Origin of the sequence: Candidatus Palauibacter soopunensis, from assembly GCF_947581735.1 — a bacterium.
In the GTDB taxonomy this organism is placed as follows: Bacteria; Gemmatimonadota; Gemmatimonadetes; order Palauibacterales; family Palauibacteraceae; genus Palauibacter; species Palauibacter soopunensis.
Window position 1 is genome coordinate 55,889 of sequence record NZ_CANPVT010000053.1, and the last position, 19,249, is coordinate 75,137.

Here is a 19,249-nt window from a genome sequence, read left to right on the forward strand (position 1 = left end):
GAAGGGGGAGGCCTTCACGGGAGCCGCAGCCATGTCCACTTCTTCGAGAGCCGTTGCCGTCATTGGCGGTCTGTGCCTGCTCATCGCCGCCTCTGGCGGTCCGCGTGACGCCAGCGACGAGGCGTCCGAGCTCACCGCGGCGCGGACAGGGGCCGTCCCGCATTGGTTCGCCGCGACGCCGTCACGGATCGAGCCCGGCGTGCTGGAGGCCCGACGGATAGCAGGGCACCTGCGCGACGTCGAGGGGGTGCTGAGACGAAGGTCGACGGACGGGCTGAGCGCCGCGCAGCGGGAACGACGGAGCACGGCCCTGGACTGGCTACGCGAGTACCGGGAACGGGGGGAATTCCCGCACAACCATACGCACGCCGCCGGCCGCGTACCCGTCTTCGTCGACGAACACGGGACGCCGTGCGCGGTGGCCTACTTGCTCCAGAGGTCCGGTCGCGAGAACCTCGTCCGGGAGATCGCGAGCGCGGACAATAATGTGTACGCGTGGGAACTCGCCGATGACGGGCGCTTCTCCGAATGGCTCGACGACATGGGTTTGACGCTGGAGGAAGCGGCGAGGATCCAGCCGGGCTACGCCGACTACTGCCTCTGCATCGTGGATGAGGCGTCCCGTGTCTGGCGATACGTCACCCCGTTCACTCTGGGGTCCGTCGTCGCCGGTTACGTCGTGAATGGCGCGACGCAACCGGAGGCCTGGGAGAGGACCGCCGTGGGCGCGCTCAACGGAGCCTTTGCCGTGGCGCACGCGGCTCTTGCGGTCAACGCGGCGCGCGAGTGGCAGGATTCGAGCATAGGGGCGAGAGGCTCCACCATCGCCAACTCCGCGTTGGCGCTCGTGTCCGGTTACGTGGCGTGGAGCTTCCTGCGGCCGCGCCCGGATGAGCCTTCGACAGTTGAGACCGGGCTGGAGGCCCCGAGCGCGCTGAGGTCGCATCGCCCGCGGTTCCTCGCGCCTTCCGCGGCCTGGGTCGGCGGGGGCCTGGGGTTGCAGGTGCGCCTGGTCCACTGAGCCGGACGGCCTCTCGGGCTCCGGCTGCCAGCTAGGCGGACTCCTCGACGAGCTGGATCAGGCGACGCAGCCCGAGGCCCTCCGGCCCGCCGACCCGGACCCGGAGGGCCCGTCGTTCGCATTGGCCGAGGGCCTCGAGGTCCCCCAGCGCCTGGGCCCGGATCAGTTGGCGGAAGGTGAAGTCCGTCTCGGGGACGTGGACGTGCTCGCCGGCGTCGTCGACGAGCTGCAGGAAGACGCCGTTGTCCGCGCCCCCCTTGTGCAACTGCCCGGTCGAATGCAGGAAGCGCGGACCATGGCCCAGCGTGGTCGTCGCCCCCGTGGCCGCGGCGAGGGCCGCGCGCAGCGTCCCGAGCAGCCCCTCCTCCTCCTCGCCCCCCGCGAGGAACGCCTGCACGGCGATGTAGTCTGTCGGGGCCACCGCGGCCAGGAAGTCCTCCAGCCGCTCGCGGATTCCGTCCACATCCGGCGGCACGGGCGTTCGGGGCGGGGCGTGTCCGAACTGCGGCAACTCCCACACGAGGTCGATCTCGTCCGTTTCGGCGGTCTCCGCGTCTTCCAGCGGCTCGACGTCCACCGACTCTCCGTCCGGCGCGCCTTCGCCCGCCATCGCCCGTCGCGCGAGGCGCTTCGCGAGCTGTACGTCGGGCTGGTTGAAGGGGTGGATGCCGAGAGCGGCTCCGGCCATGGCCACGCCCACCTCCCAGACGAAGAAAAGGGCGCCGAGTTCCTCGGGCTGTTCGAGCCGGATGCGCAGCGTCGGGTGGCCGGCCGCCTCGAGCGCGTCGAGGAGGTCCGGTGTCTCATCGGCTTCCCCCCATTGCTCCGCTTCGCGCGCCGCGTCGCCGCCGAGGAGGAGGCCGACGAAGACCCGATCCTCGCCGTACTCGTCCGGCGGACGGGCAGGCTCGGCGACGACCGGAACGATGCCCCGACCCTCCTTGCCGGTGCTCTCGGCGAGGAGTTGCTCCGCCCAGCCCGGAAATGCCTCCCAGTCGGGCGCCACGACGAACGTGACCTTGTCGCGCCCGGCGAGCGCGAGTTCTCCCAGTGCCGCCCCGAGGAGGAAGCCCGGGTTGTCGTGGACCTCGTCCTTGCAGGTGTCCGCGGCCTCGGCCACCTCCGCGAGCAGGGCCGGGAGGTCGGCGCCCGCGAGCGCCGCCGGCACCAGGCCGAACGGGCTCAGGGCCGAGAAGCGCCCGCCCACCTCGGCGGGCGCCTCGAACACGGCGCGGAAGCCCCGTTCGCGGCCGAGTTCCGCGAGGGGGGACCCGGGGTCCGAGATCGCGATGAAGTGCGCCCCGGGATCCTCCACCACTTCCGCGGTCCGCGACCAGAAGTGGCGGAAGAGCGAGAGCGTCTCGATGGTGGTGCCGGATTTGCTGGAGACGATGAAGATCGTGTTTGCGGGGCGCAGCCACTCGAGGTCGCGGAGCGCCCCGGGGTGCGTGGTGTCGACGAGCGTGAGCGGCAGCCCCTCGCCCGGCATCGTGCGCGCGATGACCTCGGGCGCGAGGCTGGAGCCCCCCATGCCGAGCAGCACGAGATCGGTGAACCAGAAGGGCACGCCCGCGCGCAACTCCTCGAGCGGGCCGAGCGCCGCGGGAGACGTCTCCGGAAGGTCCAGCCAACCCAGCCGGTCGGCGAGTTCGGGCGTGTCCGGTTCCGCGCACCACAGCGTCGAATCCCGCCGCCAGAGCCGCGACACCGCGCCCTCGGCGGCCCATTCCCGGAGCCGGCGCTCCACGCCCTCCATGTAGGGGCCGGCGGAGAGATCGATCTCGATCATGCGCTCAGAAGAGCCCGACCACGCTCCCGTCCTCGACGATCCGGATCCCCTCGGCGGCGGGCACGCGCGGGAGTCCCGGCATCGTCATGACGGTGCCGGCTCGAGCTACGACGAAACCCGCCCCCGCGGAGGGCCGCACGTCCTGAACGGTGATGCGGAAGCCGGTCGGCCGTCCGAGGCGCGCCGGATCGTCGCTCAGGCTGTTCGGCGTCTTCGCGATGCAGACCGGCGTGTCCCCGAGCCCGGCCGCCTCAAGTTGCCGGATGTCCTTCGAAGCGCGCGCCGCGTAGTCGACGCCGTCCGCTCCGTACACCTTCCGGGCGATCGCCTCGATCTTGTCCCGGATCGAAGCCTCCGCATCGTATTTCGGCTCGAAGGAAGCCCCTCCCTCGTCGAGCGCCGCCAGCACCGCGCGGGCGAGATCCTCGCAGCCGGCGCCGCCCAGCGCATGGCCGTCGGAGCGCGCCCAGGGCGCGCCCAACTCCTCACACGCCTCCGCCACCGCCGCGATCTCTTCGTCGGAGTCCGTCCGGAACACGTTGATCGCCACCACCGGTTCGATGCCGAAGCCCCGGATGTTCTCGACGTGCGCGCCGAGGTTCGCGAGTCCGCCGCGGACGGCGTCGGCGTCCGGCGTCGAGAGCGCCGCGCGGTCGCCGCCGCCGTGCAGCTTGAGGGCGCGGATCGTGGCCACGAGCACGGTGGCTTCCGGGTTCAGTCCGCCCGTCCGGCATTTGATGTCGAAGAACTTCTCGGCCCCGAGGTCCGAGCCGAACCCCGCCTCCGTGATCACGACATCGCCGAAAGCCAGCCCCGCCCGCGTTGCCATGAGTGAATTGCAGCCGTGGGCGATGTTCGCGAAGGGCCCGCCATGGACGAAAGCCGGCGTCCCCTCGAGCGTCTGAACGAGGTTCGGCCCGATCGCCTCCCGCAGCAGCAGCGTCATGGCGCCCGCCACGTTCAGTTCGCGCGCCCGCACCGGCTCCCCGCCGTAGTCGTAGCCCACGATGATGCTGCTCAGCCGCTCCTCCAGGTCCTCGAGGCTGGCGGCGAGGCAGAAGATCGCCATCACTTCGGACGCGGCCGTGATCATGAAGCCGTCCTCGCGCGGCACGCCGTTGATCCGACCCCCGAGCCCGACGACGATGTTCCGCAGCGCCCGGTCGTTCATGTCGACGGCGCGCCGCCAGGTGATCTGCCGCGGGTCGATCCCGAGCCGGTTCCCCTGCTGGAGATGGTTGTCCAGCGCCGCCGAGAGAAGCGCGTGTGCCGACGTGATCGCGTGCAGGTCCCCCGTGAAGTGGAGGTTGATGTCGGCCATCGGGATCACCTGCGAGTATCCGCCGCCGGCGGCCCCGCCCTTGACGCCGAACACCGGGCCAAGACTCGGCTCGCGAATGCAGAGCACCGCGTTCGCTCCCACGCGGCGCAGGCCGTCGGCAAGCCCCACGGAGACCGTCGTCTTGCCCTCGCCCGCGGCCGTCGGGGTGATGCCCGTGACGAGGACGAGCCGGCCCGACCCGGGCTCACGCGCGAAGATGGACTCGGGGTCGACCTTCGCCTTGTAATGGCCGTAGGGCACAAGCTCCTCGAGCCCCAGCCCGATCTTCTCCCCGATCTCCCCGATGGGCCGGGGCGTCGCGGCCTCGGCGATCTGTACGTCCGTGAGCATCCGTATCATCCCGATGAGGTTGCTGAGAGCCGTCCCCCGGAAGGGATCCGGGGTGCGTAGGCGTTCTTCCGAGCGGAGACTCTACGGCCCGCGCCGCCCGCTGAAAACCGTACCCCGTATCGTGCCCGCCGCGAAGCCCTCAGCCCGAGGCGGCCGCGGACCCTCGCGGCGTCGGCGGCTCCCGCCGGCGAAGGGCGAGGCCGACTACGAGAACGGCCAGCGTGCCGACGACGTTGTACCACAGCCACGCGATCTCCGTGAAGCGCGACACGGCGAGCACGGCGAGCATCGAGGAGATCAGCCCGTAGAAGGCGCCCGCGGCCGTCGCCCGCTTCACGAGAAATGCGAGGAGGAAGACGCCCAGGAGCGCCCCGTAGAAGATCGAACCTATTTCATTGACCGCCTCGACGAGCGACCCCAACTGGCCTGCGTAAAGTGCGAAGAGAACGGCGAATCCGCCCCAACCCAGCGTGGCGAGCCGGGAAACGAGCAGGTAGTGGGCGTCCGTCCCCTCAGGTTTCACATGCCTCCGATAGAAGTCGATCACGGTGGCGCTGGAAAGGGCCGTGAGTTCGGAGTCCAGCGAGGACATCGCGGCCGCGAAGATGACGGCGATCAGCAGTCCCAGAATACCGGCGGGAACATAGGAAATGAGATAGGACGGGAAGACATAGTTCACATCGTTCGACGACGACCCGCGCACCTCGGACACGAGCGATTTCGACGCCTCCCTCAACCGCTCCAGTTCGTCATCATACGTGGCGATCCGCCGCTGCAGTGCCGCGGCATCGTCGCCGGCGCGGCGAGTTTCCAGCGCCGCAAGGGTGCTCTCGCGGCGCAGTTCGTGCGTTCGTTCGTGCTCGGCCTCCAGCGCGGCGAAGGCGCCGGCACGGGGACTTTCCCGGACCATGGCGGCCTCCGCCGAATTGAAGACGAGCGGGGGACGCTCGAAGTGATAGAAGACATAGAGGAGGACGCCGATGGCGAGGATGAAGACCTGCATCGGGACTTTGACGAAGGCATTGAAGATGAGGGAAAGACGGCTCTGGCGCAGCGAACTCGCCGTGAGATAGCGCTGGACCTGGCTCTGGTCGGTCCCGAAGTAGCCCAGGGCGAGAAAGAGCCCTCCGATGAGTCCGGACCAGAGCGTGTAGCGATTGGTCGGATCCCAGGAGAGGTCGATGCTGCGCCACATCTCATGGATCCCGCCGATATACGCCACGTCGCCGACGCCCACTCCCTCCGGCAGCGTCGAGAACAGCACCGCGATCGCGATCCCTATGCCGGCGAACATGACGATCATCTGGAGCACGTCCGTCCAGATGACGGCCGTGATGCCCCCCATGATCGTATAGGCCACGGTAATCAGTCCCATGACGAGAATCGTCACGCGCTCGTCCCAGCCCATGATGACGGAGAGCACAATGGCCGGGGCGTAGAGGACGATCCCCGCCGATAGTCCGCGCGAAACGAGGAAGAGGAAACTCGTCAGCGACCGGGTTCTGGGGTCGAAGCGGCGTTCCAGGTACTCGTAGGCGGTGAAGACCTTGGAGCGATAGAAGAAGGGGACGAACACGACGCAGAGAATGACCATGGCGATCGGCTGGCCCAGATAGAACTGGACGAACTCCATGCCGTCGTCGAAAGCCTGTCCGGTCGTGCCGATATACGTGATCGCGCTCGCCTGCGTCGCCATGACGGAGAGGCCGATGGCGCCCCAACCCAGCCGGCGGTTGGCGAGAAAGAAGCCTTCGACGCCCCGGTTTTTTCGACTCTGGAGCCAGGCGAAGGCGACCACGGCGCCGAAATAGACGGTAAAGACGAGCCAGTCGAGGCCGCTCACGGCACGCCGAAGTCGAGCAGGCGCGTAGCGAGATAGAGGAGGAGGATGAGTCCGGCCGTATAGGCGATCACCGACACGTAGAGCGCGCGCCAGCTACGGAAGGGGCCGATCCGGTCCTCCGTCTCGTCCCGGTGTTCCGTCACGGGGCGGCGATCTCGCGCCAGCGGCTCCCGTCGAGGGAGAGCAGGTTCGCCCACAGACGAAAGGCGCCGGGCACGCCCGCGCGCAGTTGCCGGAAGAAGGAGAGCGATGTGTGAATGTAGAGTCCGCGACCCACCGGGGCGGCGAGCAGGCTGCCGCGATTCGGCGGTTCGCCCGTGTCGGCCATCTCCAGCGGCGCCTGGTATCGTTCGTCCCACGCATCGGGGAAGTACAGTCCGCGCTCCTGGACCCAGCCTTCGAAATCGGCCGGGCCGAGCCGGTTGGGCTCCATCAGAACGGGCGCCTGCGGATCGACGAGCGTGACGGAGGCGTCCTCCTCCGTGACTCGGGGCGCGGGGCGGCCGATGGCGATCGGGTACGGCGCGTAGGCCCCACGGTTGAACTCGTAGCGGTTGTACTGGACGACGACCGTGCCTCCGCGCTCCGCCCACGCGAGCAACTCCGCGTTCGCCGCGATGAGATCCTCGCGGACCTCGTAGGCCCGGACCCCGAGCACGATCGTGTCGAAGCGGTCGAGCCTCTCGGCCTCCCAGTCTCCCGGTTCGATGAGTTCGACGTCGAGCCCGAGCTGCCGAATGGCTTCGGGCCCGTCGTCGCCGGAACCCATCACGTAGCCGATGCGCCGATCCGCGACGCGAACGGGGAAACGCACGATCCGCACGGCCGCGTCGCCGGCCAGGAGTCGCGGCTCGATGTGCGGATAGTCGATGATCGTCGCGCGCGTGGCGGGAACCGCGTCGCCGGCGATCCGGATCCGCGGCTGAGCGAGAAACTCCCCTTCCGCTTCTCCCGCCGGGGGCTCGACCGAGAAGCCGACGGTCTGAACCGCTCCCTCTCCGGCGAGCTCGAACGACACCGTCTCGGGCGCGGCGCGCCACCCGGGCGGCAGGTCGAGCCCGATCTCTCCGGCCGTAGCCTCCCGGGCGAAATTCGAGACCCGGAAGGCGACGACACGTGAGTCCGGATGGCTGGCGGGCCAGATCATCGTGGGCGCCGCCGCCGCAACGGATACGCGCGGCGCGACCTGCAGCGGTCGCCAGCTTTCCCCCGTCACGCCATCCACGGCCCGATAGCGTACCGGGTCCTCGACCTCGACGTCGAGTCGTTCGCCTGCCGCCGACACGACCGCGGACACTCGGCCGTGAAGAGGTGGAGGACGGAACGGGAGCGCGCGAAGATCGGGCGCCTCGGGCCATTCGTACAGGTCGCCGTCCCGCGGGCGTTCGAGGAACCACGGGGAAGCGGGCGGCGCGTCCGCGGGCACCGTGACGGCATAACGCCACAGCCCGAGTTCGCCCGGCTCGACCCGCGCCCGGGCCAACGGATCGAATACCGTATCCTCCTGACGGAAGAAGCGGGCGAACGGCCCCAGATCGTCGGGTTCCGTCTCGACCTCCGGGCCGATGCCCTCCACCGACCACCCCTGGGGGACCTCGAGGACCGGCGGGTCGAGTTCCAGGGTGGCGCCGGCGCCGCTCCAGACGCGTGCCTCGACGAGGACGGTCTGTCCGGGGACGAGAACGTCGTCCCGCGCCCTCAGTTCGACCCGTACTCCGGTCACCGCGAGGATCGCCCGCATCAGCAGGCGCGCGCGGCGATCCAGTTCGCGCCGCAGCTCGCTTTCCCGCCCGCCGCGCGCGGCGGCGCTGAGCCGCTCCAATCGGCGCGACGCCTCGGCGAGGAAGGGCAGGGCGGTTTCCGGCTGTGTCGCATCGAGCGAGCCGGCGGCGCGGCCGATCGCCTCCCGGTACAAGCGAACGTCCGCCTGCGCCGTCTCGCCGAGGTCGGCAGCGAGCGATGCCAGGGTCGTGTCGACGCCCGCCAGCAGCGGCTCCGTCGGTGAGCCGCCGACCCGCGACGACACGAGCGACAGGCGAGTGGCGCGACGACCGAGCGGCAGGGCCGTACCGAAATCCTGCGAACGGTGCTGGCTGCGGCTGTCCATCGCCACCTGGTGATGCGTAAGGCCGAGCAGGGGATCGAGTGTGCCCGTCTCGAGTTCGATCGAGGTGGCGCCCAGTTCGAAGAGGGGGCGCCGGTACAGCTTCAGGGGCGCCCAGGGTTCCGCGCCCGCCGCCAGCTGTTCGGGGAAGCGGCTGGCGTCTCCGGCGGCATCGAAGGCCTCGCGCGTGAGAAGGCCCGATACCTGGTGGTGCCCGTGGCCGTCCCGCTCCGTTCCGCTCCACATCGTGATGAGCACATGAGGACGAAAGCGTCGGATGGTCCACACCAGGTCGGAGAGGACGCGCTCGCGCGGCCACTTCGCGAAGGTTTCCTCCGCGGTCTTCGAGTAGCCGAAGTCGAACGCGCGGCCGAAGAACTGCTGCGCCCCGTCGATCCTGCGGGCGGCCAGCAGTTCGCCCGAGCGGATGATGCCGAGTCCCTCGCCGAGTTCGGTGCCGATGAGGTTTTGGCCTCCCTCGCCTCGCGTGAACGAGAAGTAGGCGGCCTCCACCCCCCATCCGCGCGCGAGCGTGGTCAGCAGAGCCGTGTCCTCGTCGTCCGGGTGCGCCGCCACGACGAGGACCCTCTTCACCCCATCGAGCTGCCGGAGGATGAGTCCCGCTTCGATCGCGCCGGGAAGGCGCGACCCCTGCGCGTGCGCCGGCGCCGAGAGCAGGCACCACGCCACGGCGGCCATCAGGGTGGACGTCAATCGAGGTTGCATGGGCGGGAAGCTACGTCCGCGCGGTGACCCCAGAAAGCGGGACGTCCGGGACAAGGTCGTACATCTATTACTTGGCGTACAGTTGACTCGCGGTGCACCGGAGGAGATCATTGGTTCATTCCACACCGTGAGGATGCGCCATCGGCATCTATCTTCGGGCGCACAGGTCTGCAGGAGGAGGCACAATGAGCGAAAACGTGATGAAATTCATAGAGACGGAGTTGACAAAGGACCCCGCGGTCTCGAACGCAACGCTCTTCGAAGGAGCGAAACTCATAGACAAGACCATCGGGAAGCTGAACCCGAGGCAATTCCACGCCAAATATCCGCTGCAGGTAAAGCGGCGGCTCGCGGGAACCGCGGGACCGAGCAAGAAGCCCAAGGCCGCGCGGGTTCGTGTCCGGAAGCGCCCGGCACCGGCCGCTTCCGGGGGGGATGTGAGTGCCGCGGTCCTGAAATACGTGACGCGCAGGCTCAAGGCGAACCCCAACGTCAAGAACAAGGACCTCTTTACGCGCGCCTGCGAGATCGATGGATCCGTGGCCAAACTTTCGGCGCGGCAGTTCCACGCGAAGTATCCGCTTCAAGTCAAGCGGCGCCTGGCGAGGGCGGCTGCCGGGACGGGGAAGCCGGCCGTGGCGGAACGCAGGGCCCCGGCAAAGCGCAAGGCGCGGGCAAAGGCGGCCCCCGCGGCCGCAACGCCATCGGTGGGAGGTGGGAATCCGGACGCCGTGCGCGCGCTGCTTCTCAATCTGGCAAGAGAACTGGCCGCGGCCGGAACGCAGGCGGAAACCATCGAAGTCATGGCACGGCTGGATGGCTACGTGAACGACATCATGCAGGCGGCTCGAAACTGAGTCGCGCCGGCCGGCCGGCTTCCTGCCGGCGGTCCGCTTCGCCGCTGTTCCCGAGAGCCCGGCGTACATGCGTCGGGCTCTCGTTGTTTTTCGTCGCGGTGCTAGGCCTCGTCCTTCCAGGGTCGGCGGCGGCACAACTGAAGCGCGACGCTCTCGTGCAGCCCGTGGGCGTGGAGGGCGGCGAAACCTTGATCGGCGTCGGTTTCACGCGTACGACGAACGCGGCCTTCCCGCTCGCGGGGCTCGGAGGAGATCTTGACGCCTTCCCCGTCCTCCACGCCGCCTGGGCGATCGGACCGCACGCGGTGCTCGAACTGAAGGGGGCGGCCCGGAAGGTTCTCTCGATCGAGGCGCGAGACCCGGCTCCCGCCATCGAGCTTGACCCTTCCGTCCGAGACGGAACGACGCGCGACGTGGGCGATTTCGAACTCGCAGTCTCCATCGCCCCCCTTGGAGGACCCACGGGCTTCTCGGCCGGTGGGCACCTGGGAGTCAAACTGCCGAACTCCGACGAAACGAAGGGGATCGGCACGAATACAACCGACGTCACGATCGCGGCCCTGTTCTCCTGGGTCTCCGCCCGCTGGCGTGCGACCGGCTGGTTCGGCGTCGGCATCCTGGAAGTGCCGGCCGAGCCCTTTGAACAGAATGATGCCTTCGCCTATGCGTTCGAGGCTCTGTGGGACGCAGCTCCGAGCTGGCGGCTTTCCGTCGGGACCCGAGGGCGGTCCAGTACAAGAAGCGTGTCTCCGCCCGGCACCGGCGACCTCGGCGAACTCCGGGCCACGGTGGAGTGGAAACGGGGACCGGTGGCCATCGACGCCGCGTTGGGGCACGGAACCACCGAAATGAGCGGAGACTGGAACATTCGCGCGGGCGTCGCGTGGACGCTTGCCGGGAATCGGTAGGCGGCTCATCGTCCGCCGACCGGATCCGGAATACATCACGCAGGGAGGGAACGTCATGAGCGAAGCGAAGCCCCGGCATTTCCGCTGGGAGGAGTTGCCCTGGGAGCGCGTGACCGGGCAGTTGGGCCGGCGCATGGTGACGGGAGACCGGGCCATGATTGCGCAGGTTCTGCTCGAGAAGGGTGCGGTCGTTCCCACCCACTCGCACGAGAATGAACAGTTCACATACATCCTCGAGGGTGCATTGCACTTCTGGCTGGGCGAGGACGGGCAGGACGAAGTCGTCGTACGAGCGGGCGAGATCCTCCATATCCCCTCTCACGTCCCGCACAAGGCCATAGCACTCGAAAAGACGCTGGATCTCGACATTTTCTGTCCCCCCCGCACGGACTGGCTCGACGGGACCGACTCCTACTTTCACGACACGGACGACTGATGGACCTGGGGATCGCGGGCCGCGTCGCCCTGGTGGCCGCCTCGTCCAGGGGCCTCGGCCGGGCCGTGGCGGAAGAACTGGCGGCGGAAGGGGCGCACCTGCTGATGTGCGCGCGAGGGAAGGCGGCGCTCATGGAGGCCGTGGCCTCCGCGGACGCACGCGGACCGGGCGATGTCGTCGGAATCCCGGCCGACCTGTCGGACCCCGCGGCCGTGGGCGGCCTGGTCGAAGCGGCGATGGCCCGCTTCGGACGCGTGGATATCCTCGTGAACAACGCGGGCGGCCCGCCGGCAGGGAAGTTCGAGGACCACGACCGGGCGGCGTGGAAAGCGGCCGTACGGCTCAACCTGGAGAGCGCCCTCGATCTCACCCGCGCCGTCCTGCCCGGCATGAAGGAGCGGGGCTGGGGACGGATCCTGAACATCACTTCTGTCGCCGCCAAGGAACCGGAGGCTGACCTGATCCTTTCCAACAGTGTGCGCGCCGCCGTGACCGGCTTTGCCAAATCTCTTTCGAACGAGGTCGCGGCGTATGGCGTGACGGTGAACAATGTGCTCCCCGGTTTCACGCGCACCGCGAGGCTTGAGGAGCTGGCCGCCGTGCGCGCCGAAGCCGCGGGGATCTCGACGGAGGAGGTGGAAGCGGGGTGGCACGCCGCAATCCCGGCGAACCGTCTCGGCGATCCGCGCGAGTTCGCCGCGGTCGTGGCGTTCCTCGCCTCCGAGCGCGCCAGCTACGTCACCGGCGTGTCCATCGCCGTCGACGGGGGGCGCACGCGAGCTCTCCATTGACCTCCGGGGCCTGGCGTTCATCCGGGCGAAGCGCCATCGCGGCCGGTGCGACGGCGCTCGGTGCCGCCGGGGCGCTGTGCGGGGCGCTCTGGCTGTGGGTGGGCGCGGCGCCCCCGAAGATGCCGCCGCGACAGGAGGCCGCTCCCTGCACGCCCGGCGAAGAGCAGGGGGCCGCTGCGAACGCCGACCTGTACTGCATGTCCCTGTTCCCGACGCCCCGCGTGCCCGGCGCGGCCGGTACGGTCGAGTTGCGCCGACCTCGGGGGCCGTTCTCGATGGGGGTGACGCCGGACGGGCGGCTTCTGTACGACGCCGTGATCTCGACGGACCTTCCGCCGCCCTCGACGCTCGGTCCGTACGACCGTTACGTCGCCTGGGCCTCGACCCAGGTGTTATGGCCCATCGAGCGGCTCGGCGAGGTCCCCGCACGCGGACGCGTCGAGGTGGGGCAGGTCGCGTTCAACAAGTTCCTCGTCCTCGTCACGGCGGAGTCCGGATCGGAGCCCGGAGGGGCCGAGGGGGCGGACGTGGAGCCGGCGGGTCCCTACGTGCTGCGGGCCCAGTCGCCTTCCAGCCGCATGCAGCCCGCCGACTTCCTCGAGTTCGCGCTCGGCGCCTCGCGGATGGGTCCCGGCGAGATGGCGATGGACGACGCCTGGAGCGGGGTGCCGATGCCCGACGGGGTCATGATGCTCCCGTCGCTCATGGAGCTTCGGCCGGACGTGCAGCCCTGGCTGCCGGGAGACGGATGGGAAGGCGAGATCGTCGATGCGCGCCCCCGCGAATTGATCGAACTCGGCGACGGCGACTCGCTCTCCCTCGACGCCGTCTACGTGCGCCGCCGCATCGGGAGCCGCGAGCTCCTCGGCTACGGCTTCAACGGGCAGATCCCTGGGCCCCTCCTTTGGGTCCCCGAGGACGCGACCGTCACGATCGACTTCACGAACCGGATCGATTGGCCGACCGCGATCCACTGGCACGGACTCCGGCTCGACAACCGCTTCGACGGCGTCCCGGGCCTGACACAGGATGTCGTGCTGCCCGGCGAGAGCTTCCGCTACACGGTGCACTTCCCCGACCCCGGCCTCTACTGGTACCACCCCCACCACCGCGAGGACGTCCAGCAGGACCTGGGGCTGGCCGGCAACCTCATGGTGCGGTCGGAAGATCCCGACTACTTCGGACCCGTGCACCGCGAGGAGATCGTGATGCTCGACGACCTGCTCGTGGGCGAGCACGGGATCGTCCCCTTCGGACTGGAGCGCGCCACGCACGCCCTCATGGGCCGCTTCGGCAACACCATGCTCGTGAACGGGGAGCCCGACTACGCGCTGGACGTTGAGCGCGGGTCCGTCGTCCGCTTCTACTTCACGAACGCGTCGAACACGCGGACGTTCAACCTCTCCTTCGGGGGAGCGCCCATGAAGCTCGTGGGCGCCGACGTGGGCAACTTCGAGCGGGAGGCGTGGGTCGAGAGCGTGATCATCGCGCCGGCGGAACGCTACATCGTGCATGTCGCCTTCCCCGAGAGCGGGAGCTACGCCCTCCTGAACGGGGTCCAGGGGATCGACCACATCGGCGGCAGCTTTTTCCCCGAACAGGACACGCTGGGGGTCGTTCGCGTCGGCAGCGGGGACGCGACGCCGGACCTGACCACGACCTTCGAGGCGCTGCGGGAGAACGGCCGGGCGCGCGACGAGATCGCGCCGTACCGCCCCCTCTTCGACCGGCCGGTGGACCTCACGCTGGAACTCGACATGACGACGCGCGACCTCCCACTCGTCGTCGAGCGTCTCATGCAGGTGGACTCGGCGTACTTCCACCCGATCGAGTGGTCGGGAACGATGCCGATGATGAACCTCATATCGACGCCGGAAAACGTGTCATGGACCCTGCGCGAACCCTCCACGGGGCTCGAGAACGAGGCGATCCGGTGGAACTTCCGCGTGGGCGACGTCGTCAAACTGCGGCTCCGGAGCCGCCGGGAGACGCTGCACCAGATGCAGCACCCGATCCATATCCACGGCCAGCGCTTCCTCGTCCTCGCCACAAACGGCGTGGCGCACGACAACCTCGCCTGGAAGGACACGGCGGTCGTCCCCGTGGGCGGTTCGCTCGACCTCCTGCTCGAACTCTCGAATCCCGGCCGCTGGATGCTGCACTGCCACATCGCCGAGCACCTGGAGGCGGGCATGAAGATGGTGTTCACGGTGGAGCCGTGATGCGGTACGTTTTCGGGCCCTGAACGGCCCAATTCACAGGAGTCTCCCCATGAGACAGCTCATCGCGGCCCCCGTGGCGCTCGCGGTCCTTCTCGCCCCGGCCGACCTGTCCGCGCAGTCCGCGGCCGAACTCAACGACGCGACCTCGGAGTTCGTATCCGTCGCCGGCCCGACCGTCGCTCTCACCGGCGTCAAGGTCATCGACGGGACCGGCGCCGCCGGCCGCACCAACCAGACGGTCGTGATCGAGGGAAACCGGATCGCCGCGGTCGGTCCGGCGGGCACGGTGGAGATCCCGCCGGACGCCGAGGTCCGCGAACTGCCGGGACACACCGTGATCCCGGGGATGATCGGGCTCCACAACCACATGTTCTTCATGGGGGCCGGGGGCCGCATGGCCCAGGGCAACATCTCCTCCCCGCGCCTCTATCTCGCGGCGGGGGTCACGACGATTCGCACGACAGGCAGCGTCTCGCCCTACGCTGACCTCAATGTCAAATCGAGCATCGAACGGGGACTCGCGCCGGGGCCCCGCATGCACGTGACGGCGCCGTACGTCACGGGGCCCAACCCGGCGCTCGGCGACATGGCGCAGGTCAACTCGCCCGAGGAGGCGCGCCGCTTCGTCCGCTACTGGGCCGGAGAGGGCGTCTCCTGGATCAAGGCGTACACGACGATCCGCCGCGCGGAACTCGCCGCCGTCATCGGGGAGGCGCACGCGCAGGGCCTTCGGGTCACGGGCCACATCTGTTCGATCACCTTCCAGGAAGCCGTCGATCTGGGAATGGACAACATCGAGCACGGGTTCGGAACCGCGACGGACTTCGATCCGCGCAAGCAGCCCGACGAGTGTCCACCCAATTCCATGGTCACGGTCGGGGAAGAGGGGGACCCGTCGGGGGAGACGGCCCGCGCGCTGATCCTCTCCATGGTCGAGAACGATGTGGGGATGACCTCGACGATGGCCGTGATCGAGCCCATGACGAAGGGACGGGCCGTCCTCGACGAGCGCACGCTGGAGGCGATGGCGCCCGAGGTGCGGGAGGACTACCTGGAGACCGTGGACGCGATCGAGGCGAACCCGGATTGGCCGATGACGGAGGCGCACCTCCAGAAGCACATGGCGTTCGAGCGCGGCTTCGTCGAGGCCGGGGGCGTGCTCGCGGCCGGCGTGGATCCGACGGGGATCGGCGGGGCGATCGCCGGCTTCGGAGACCAGCGCAACTACGAGCTTCTCATCGAAGCGGGGTTCGACGCCCCCACCGTGGTCCGGATCGTGAGCGCGAACGGCGCCCGCATCATGGGCGTGGACGACGAGCTTGGGACGATAGAACGCGGGAAACTCGCGGACCTCGTCGTGCTCGACGGCGATCTCGAGTCGGATTCCGCGATCATCAGGAACGTCACGGTCGTGTTCAAGGACGGCGTCGGTTACGACTCGGAGAAGCTCATCGACTCCGTGAAGGGGATGGTGGGGATTCGGTGACCCGGGCGCCCGTCGAGAAGGGACCCGTCAAGAGAGGAACGAAGATGTCCAGCGAATATCGCCGTGCCGGAAACACGATCTCCGCGGCTCGCGCCGCGTCCGCGGTTCTCGCCGCCTGTGCGGCCATGACGGCCGGGCTCACCGATGGGCTGGTCGCGCAGAGCTACGGTCGGCTGTCCGAGGAAACTCGCGGCTACGTCGCCGTGCAGGGGCCGACCGTGGCGCTCGAAGGCGTCCGCGTGATCGACGGCACCGGCGGCCCGGTCCTCGAAAATCAGACGGTGCTGCTGCGCGACGGGCGGATCGCCGCTGTGGGCCCCGCCTCGTCCGTCGCCGTACCGGAGGATGCGGACCGTCACGATCTGGGCGGCCACACCGTCATCCCCGGGATGGTCGGCATGCACGACCATCTGTTCTACACCTCCGTGGGGGGACGGCGCGTACAGCTCGGCTACAGCGCGCCGCGGCTCTACCTGGGCTCCGGCGTCACGACGATCCGCACGACCGGGAGCTTCACTCCCTACGCGGATGTCCATCTGAAGGACGCGATCGACCGCGGCGATTCGCCGGGTCCCCGCATCCACATCACGGCGCCGTACATCACCGGCTCGACGGGCTCGCCCCACCAGGCCCGCATGACTTCCCCCGAACAGGCGCGGCGCTTCGTCGAGTACTGGGCGGAGGAGGGGGCCACCTGGGTGAAGGCGTACACGTCGATCGGGAGCGCGGAACTGGGGGCGGCGATCGAGGAGGCGCACCGTCTGGGCCTCCGCGTCACCGGACACCTGTGCTCGGTGAGCTTCCAGGAGGCCGTGGCGCTGGGGATCGACAACCTCGAGCACGGGATGCTCACGGCGTCCGATTTCGTGCCGGAGAAGGAGCCGGACCGTTGTCCCGGCAACATCATGCAGCGTGCCGGCGGCTCGGACCCCACGGGCCCCATTGCCCGGGAGACGATCGAGGCCATGGTGGAGGGTGGCGTGGGACTCACCGCCACGCTCTCGGTCTACGAGGCCTTCTTTCCCGACCGCGACGTCGTGGACGAGCGGACGCTCGAGCTGATGGCTCCGGACCTCCGGGAAGCCTACCTGGATGAGCGGGGGCGTATCCAGGAGATGGGACCCGACCCCGAGAACTTCCGGAACGAAATGCGCTTCGAGAAGGCGTTCGTCGACGCCGGCGGGTTGCTCGCCTCGGGCGTCGATCCCACCGGCAACGGCGGAGCGCTTCCCGGTTTCGGGAATCAGCGGAACTTCGAGCTGCTGCTCGAGGCCGGGCTCACGCCGGTGCAGGCCGTGCAGGTGGTGAGCGCCAACGGCGCGAAGATCCTCGGCGTCGATGACGAACTCGGCACCGTGGAAGTCGGAAAACTCGCCGACCTCATCGTCCTGAACGGCGATCCGGGGAGCGACCCGAGCGCCATTCGCGCGGTCCGCTGGGTGTTCAAGGACGGGGTCGGATACGATTCCCGCGAGCTGATCCAGGCGACGCGCGGCCTCGTCGGGATCCGCTGAATCCGGCATCGATCCTGTGACCGACGGGGGGGCGTACCGTCCGGTTCCGCTTACGACGTTCACGCGGCGCGGGGAGGACGACATGGTGAGCCGCGCGCGGGCCTTCCGCGACGAGATGCGGCGCCGCCGGACGGTACGCGAGTACACCGACGAGCCCGTCCCCGAGGAGGTCATCGATGCCTGCATCGAGGCGGCGGGCACGGCTCCCAACGGCGCGAACCGGCAACCGTGGCACTTCGTCGTCGTGCGCGACCCGGAGGTGAAGCACCGGATCCGGGCGGAAGCAGAGAAGGAGGAGCGCGACTTCTACGAGCATCGCGCGCCGGCCGCCTGGCTCGAAGCGCTCGCGCACCTCGGAACGGACGAACACAAACCGTTCCTGGAGACGGCGCCCGTCCTCATCGCGATCTTCGCGGAGAGTTACGAAGTGCGCGGCGAGGAGAAGCTCAAGAACTACTACGTGACGGAATCCGTCGGCATCGCCACCGGGATCCTCATCACGGCGCTGCACCACGCGGGGCTCGCCACCCTCACCCACACGCCGAGCCCCATGGGCTTCCTGAACAAGGTCCTCGACCGCCCCCCCAACGAACGGCCCTTCCTGTTGCTCGTCGTGGGCTATCCGGCGGACGACGCGCTCGTTCCGGACATCACGAAGAAGCCGCTGGACCGCATCGCCTCCCGCCGCTAGCGGGCGCCGGCTGACGGTCCGCCATTGGCGTTGAGGAACCGCTGCGCCCGTCGGCGGGCCGCGTGAAGCGGCGATTCTCGGGCGGAGGCCGCTTCCTCGAACATCTCTCGCAGTGACGACCCGATCTCGTCGACCTGGGCCCGGAGCCGCGTCTCGTCCCGCTCGCCCTGGTGGATGGCGGCGAAGGCGACCGCCCCCCCGGCGTTGATCACGTAGTCGGGGGCGTAAAGGATCCCGCGCTCGCGCAGCCTCTCCGCGTCGGCCTCCGAAAGAAGCTGGTTGTTCGCGGAACCGGCGACGATCCCACAGCGCAGGCGGGGGATCGTATCCGGATTCAGGGTCGCCCCGACAGCGCAGGGCGCGTACACGTCCACATCTACGTCCCAAATATCGCCGGCGGGGATGACCGTCCCCCCGAAGCGGGCCTGCGCCCGCTCGGCGGCGTCCTCGCGCAGGTCGGTCAGGTAGAGCGCCGCCCCGGCCTCGGCGAGAAGCCCGGCGAGCGGGAAGCCGACGTCGCCGAGCCCCTGCACGAGTACGGAGCGGGCGCCGACAGCCGCCTCGCCGAACCGGTGCGCGAGTGCGGCCCGGATCCCGGCGAACACGCCACGCGCCGTGTACGGCCCGGGATCGCCCGGCTTCCCGTCCACGAGGCCGACGGCGTACCCGGAGATGGCGCCGATACGGGCCATGTCCTCCGGGGTCGTACCCATGTCGACGCCGGTCTGGAAGGCGCCGCGGAGCGAGACGAGATGTGCCGCATATCGATCGACCAGGCCCGCGCGGGCTTCGTCGCCCAGGTCGTCCGGGATGGCGATGACCGCCTTGCCGCCGCCGAACCGAATGCCGACGCCCGCCCACTTCCAGGTCATGCCCTCGGCAAGGCGCATGGCGTCGATCAGACCGTCGACGGGCGCAGGATAGGAGGCCATCCGGGTTCCTCCGGCAGCCGGCCCCAGCCGCGTATCGTGCAGCGCGACGAACATCCAGGCCCCGGTGGCGGAGTCGAACGTGGTGACGACGGACTCGCCGTTCCACGCCTCGACGACATCGAGAAAGCTGCGGGTCATACATTCTCCATGTTCGATTCGTACGCCATCGCGTGCGCGAGCGCGGTCAGACTATCGCGCGCTGCCCGCCCGGGCGACATTGGAACATGTGGGGCGCGATCGCGTATCGGTGCTCGGGA

15 protein-coding genes are annotated in these 19,249 nt (G+C 69.1%); 9 read left to right on the plus strand and 6 right to left on the minus strand.

All coding sequences use genetic code 11. The features are described from left to right. Positions 1–31 precede the first annotated feature (31 nt). Positions 32–1,021, plus strand: coding sequence for a hypothetical protein (locus RN901_RS13660; RefSeq protein ID WP_310758851.1), 990 nt, complete (start codon positions 32–34; stop codon positions 1,019–1,021). 31 nt (positions 1,022–1,052) lie between these two features. Here RN901_RS13660 and RN901_RS13665 read toward each other — a convergent pair whose 3' ends face one another. The 5 genes from RN901_RS13665 to RN901_RS13685 form a co-directional block, all read right to left on the minus strand. Then, positions 1,053–2,810, minus strand: a complete 1,758-nt coding sequence (locus tag RN901_RS13665) for a hypothetical protein (protein ID WP_310758852.1) — start codon at positions 2,808–2,810, stop codon at positions 1,053–1,055. Between the two features lie 4 nt (positions 2,811–2,814). Then, positions 2,815–4,482: a formate--tetrahydrofolate ligase gene (locus RN901_RS13670; protein WP_310758853.1), complete on the minus strand. Its 1,668-nt coding sequence runs from the start codon at positions 4,480–4,482 to the stop codon at positions 2,815–2,817. Between the two features lie 139 nt (positions 4,483–4,621). Beyond that, the gene (locus tag RN901_RS13675; RefSeq protein ID WP_310758854.1) at positions 4,622–6,325 is read right to left on the minus strand and encodes a sodium:solute symporter; all 1,704 of its coding nucleotides are present in this window, start codon (positions 6,323–6,325) and stop codon (positions 4,622–4,624) included. Further along, positions 6,322–6,468, minus strand: coding sequence for a hypothetical protein (locus RN901_RS13680; RefSeq protein ID WP_310758855.1), 147 nt, complete (start codon positions 6,466–6,468; stop codon positions 6,322–6,324). The genes RN901_RS13675 and RN901_RS13680 overlap by 4 nt, the downstream gene beginning before the upstream one ends. Next, positions 6,465–9,155, minus strand: a complete 2,691-nt coding sequence (locus RN901_RS13685; RefSeq protein WP_310758856.1) for a PIG-L family deacetylase — start codon at positions 9,153–9,155, stop codon at positions 6,465–6,467. Before RN901_RS13685 ends, RN901_RS13680 begins: the two co-directional genes overlap by 4 nt. Before the next feature lie 200 nt (positions 9,156–9,355). On the opposite strand from RN901_RS13685, the gene RN901_RS13690 reads away from it, so the two are divergent. From RN901_RS13690 to RN901_RS13725, 8 genes are all read left to right on the plus strand, one after another. Beyond that, positions 9,356–10,012 carry a hypothetical protein gene (locus RN901_RS13690; RefSeq protein WP_310758857.1) on the plus strand — a complete coding sequence of 219 codons (657 nt, stop codon included), beginning with the start codon at positions 9,356–9,358 and terminating at the stop codon, positions 10,010–10,012. A gap of 188 nt (positions 10,013–10,200) precedes the next feature. Then, complete coding sequence (locus RN901_RS13695) at positions 10,201–10,920, plus strand: hypothetical protein (protein WP_310758858.1); 720 nt, start codon at positions 10,201–10,203, stop codon at positions 10,918–10,920. A 55-nt stretch (positions 10,921–10,975) separates the two neighbouring features. Continuing rightward, positions 10,976–11,356, plus strand: coding sequence for a cupin domain-containing protein (locus RN901_RS13700; protein WP_310758859.1), 381 nt, complete (start codon positions 10,976–10,978; stop codon positions 11,354–11,356). Continuing rightward, positions 11,356–12,147: an SDR family oxidoreductase gene (locus RN901_RS13705; protein WP_310758860.1), complete on the plus strand. Its 792-nt coding sequence runs from the start codon at positions 11,356–11,358 to the stop codon at positions 12,145–12,147. Before RN901_RS13700 ends, RN901_RS13705 begins: the two co-directional genes overlap by 1 nt. After that, positions 12,144–14,369, plus strand: coding sequence for a multicopper oxidase family protein (locus RN901_RS13710; RefSeq protein WP_310758861.1), 2,226 nt, complete (start codon positions 12,144–12,146; stop codon positions 14,367–14,369). The genes RN901_RS13705 and RN901_RS13710 overlap by 4 nt, the downstream gene beginning before the upstream one ends. A 49-nt stretch (positions 14,370–14,418) precedes the next feature. Further along, entirely contained in the window at positions 14,419–15,855 is a 1,437-nt protein-coding gene (locus RN901_RS13715) for an amidohydrolase family protein (RefSeq protein WP_310758862.1), read from the plus strand. 44 nt (positions 15,856–15,899) lie between these two features. Then, a complete protein-coding gene (locus RN901_RS13720; protein ID WP_310758863.1) occupies positions 15,900–17,369 on the plus strand; it encodes an amidohydrolase family protein in 1,470 nt (489 codons plus the stop codon). Positions 17,370–17,451: 82 nt separating this feature from the next. Next, positions 17,452–18,060, plus strand: a complete 609-nt coding sequence (locus tag RN901_RS13725) for a nitroreductase family protein (RefSeq protein ID WP_310758864.1) — start codon at positions 17,452–17,454, stop codon at positions 18,058–18,060. Here RN901_RS13725 and RN901_RS13730 read toward each other — a convergent pair. Further along, the gene (locus RN901_RS13730; RefSeq protein ID WP_310758865.1) at positions 18,057–19,130 is read right to left on the minus strand and encodes a Glu/Leu/Phe/Val dehydrogenase dimerization domain-containing protein; all 1,074 of its coding nucleotides are present in this window, start codon (positions 19,128–19,130) and stop codon (positions 18,057–18,059) included. The genes RN901_RS13725 and RN901_RS13730 overlap by 4 nt on opposite strands. Between the last annotated feature and the right edge of the window lie 119 nt (positions 19,131–19,249).

Excerpts from the sequence above, each read along its gene's own strand:
- RN901_RS13660 (WP_310758851.1), top strand. The coding sequence starts at position 32 with ATGTCCACTTCTTCGAGAGCCGTTGCCGTCATTGGCGGTCTGTGCCTG.
- RN901_RS13665 (WP_310758852.1), bottom strand. The coding sequence starts at position 2,810 with ATGATCGAGATCGATCTCTCCGCCGGCCCCTACATGGAGGGCGTGGAG.
- RN901_RS13670 (WP_310758853.1), bottom strand. The coding sequence starts at position 4,482 with ATGCTCACGGACGTACAGATCGCCGAGGCCGCGACGCCCCGGCCCATC.
- RN901_RS13685 (WP_310758856.1), bottom strand. The coding sequence starts at position 9,155 with ATGCAACCTCGATTGACGTCCACCCTGATGGCCGCCGTGGCGTGGTGC.
- RN901_RS13690 (WP_310758857.1), top strand. The coding sequence starts at position 9,356 with ATGAAATTCATAGAGACGGAGTTGACAAAGGACCCCGCGGTCTCGAAC.
- RN901_RS13700 (WP_310758859.1), top strand. The coding sequence starts at position 10,976 with ATGAGCGAAGCGAAGCCCCGGCATTTCCGCTGGGAGGAGTTGCCCTGG.
- RN901_RS13705 (WP_310758860.1), top strand. The coding sequence starts at position 11,356 with ATGGACCTGGGGATCGCGGGCCGCGTCGCCCTGGTGGCCGCCTCGTCC.
- RN901_RS13715 (WP_310758862.1), top strand. The coding sequence starts at position 14,419 with ATGAGACAGCTCATCGCGGCCCCCGTGGCGCTCGCGGTCCTTCTCGCC.
- RN901_RS13720 (WP_310758863.1), top strand. The coding sequence starts at position 15,900 with ATGTCCAGCGAATATCGCCGTGCCGGAAACACGATCTCCGCGGCTCGC.
- RN901_RS13725 (WP_310758864.1), top strand. The coding sequence starts at position 17,452 with ATGGTGAGCCGCGCGCGGGCCTTCCGCGACGAGATGCGGCGCCGCCGG.
- RN901_RS13730 (WP_310758865.1), bottom strand. The coding sequence starts at position 19,130 with ATGACCCGCAGCTTTCTCGATGTCGTCGAGGCGTGGAACGGCGAGTCC.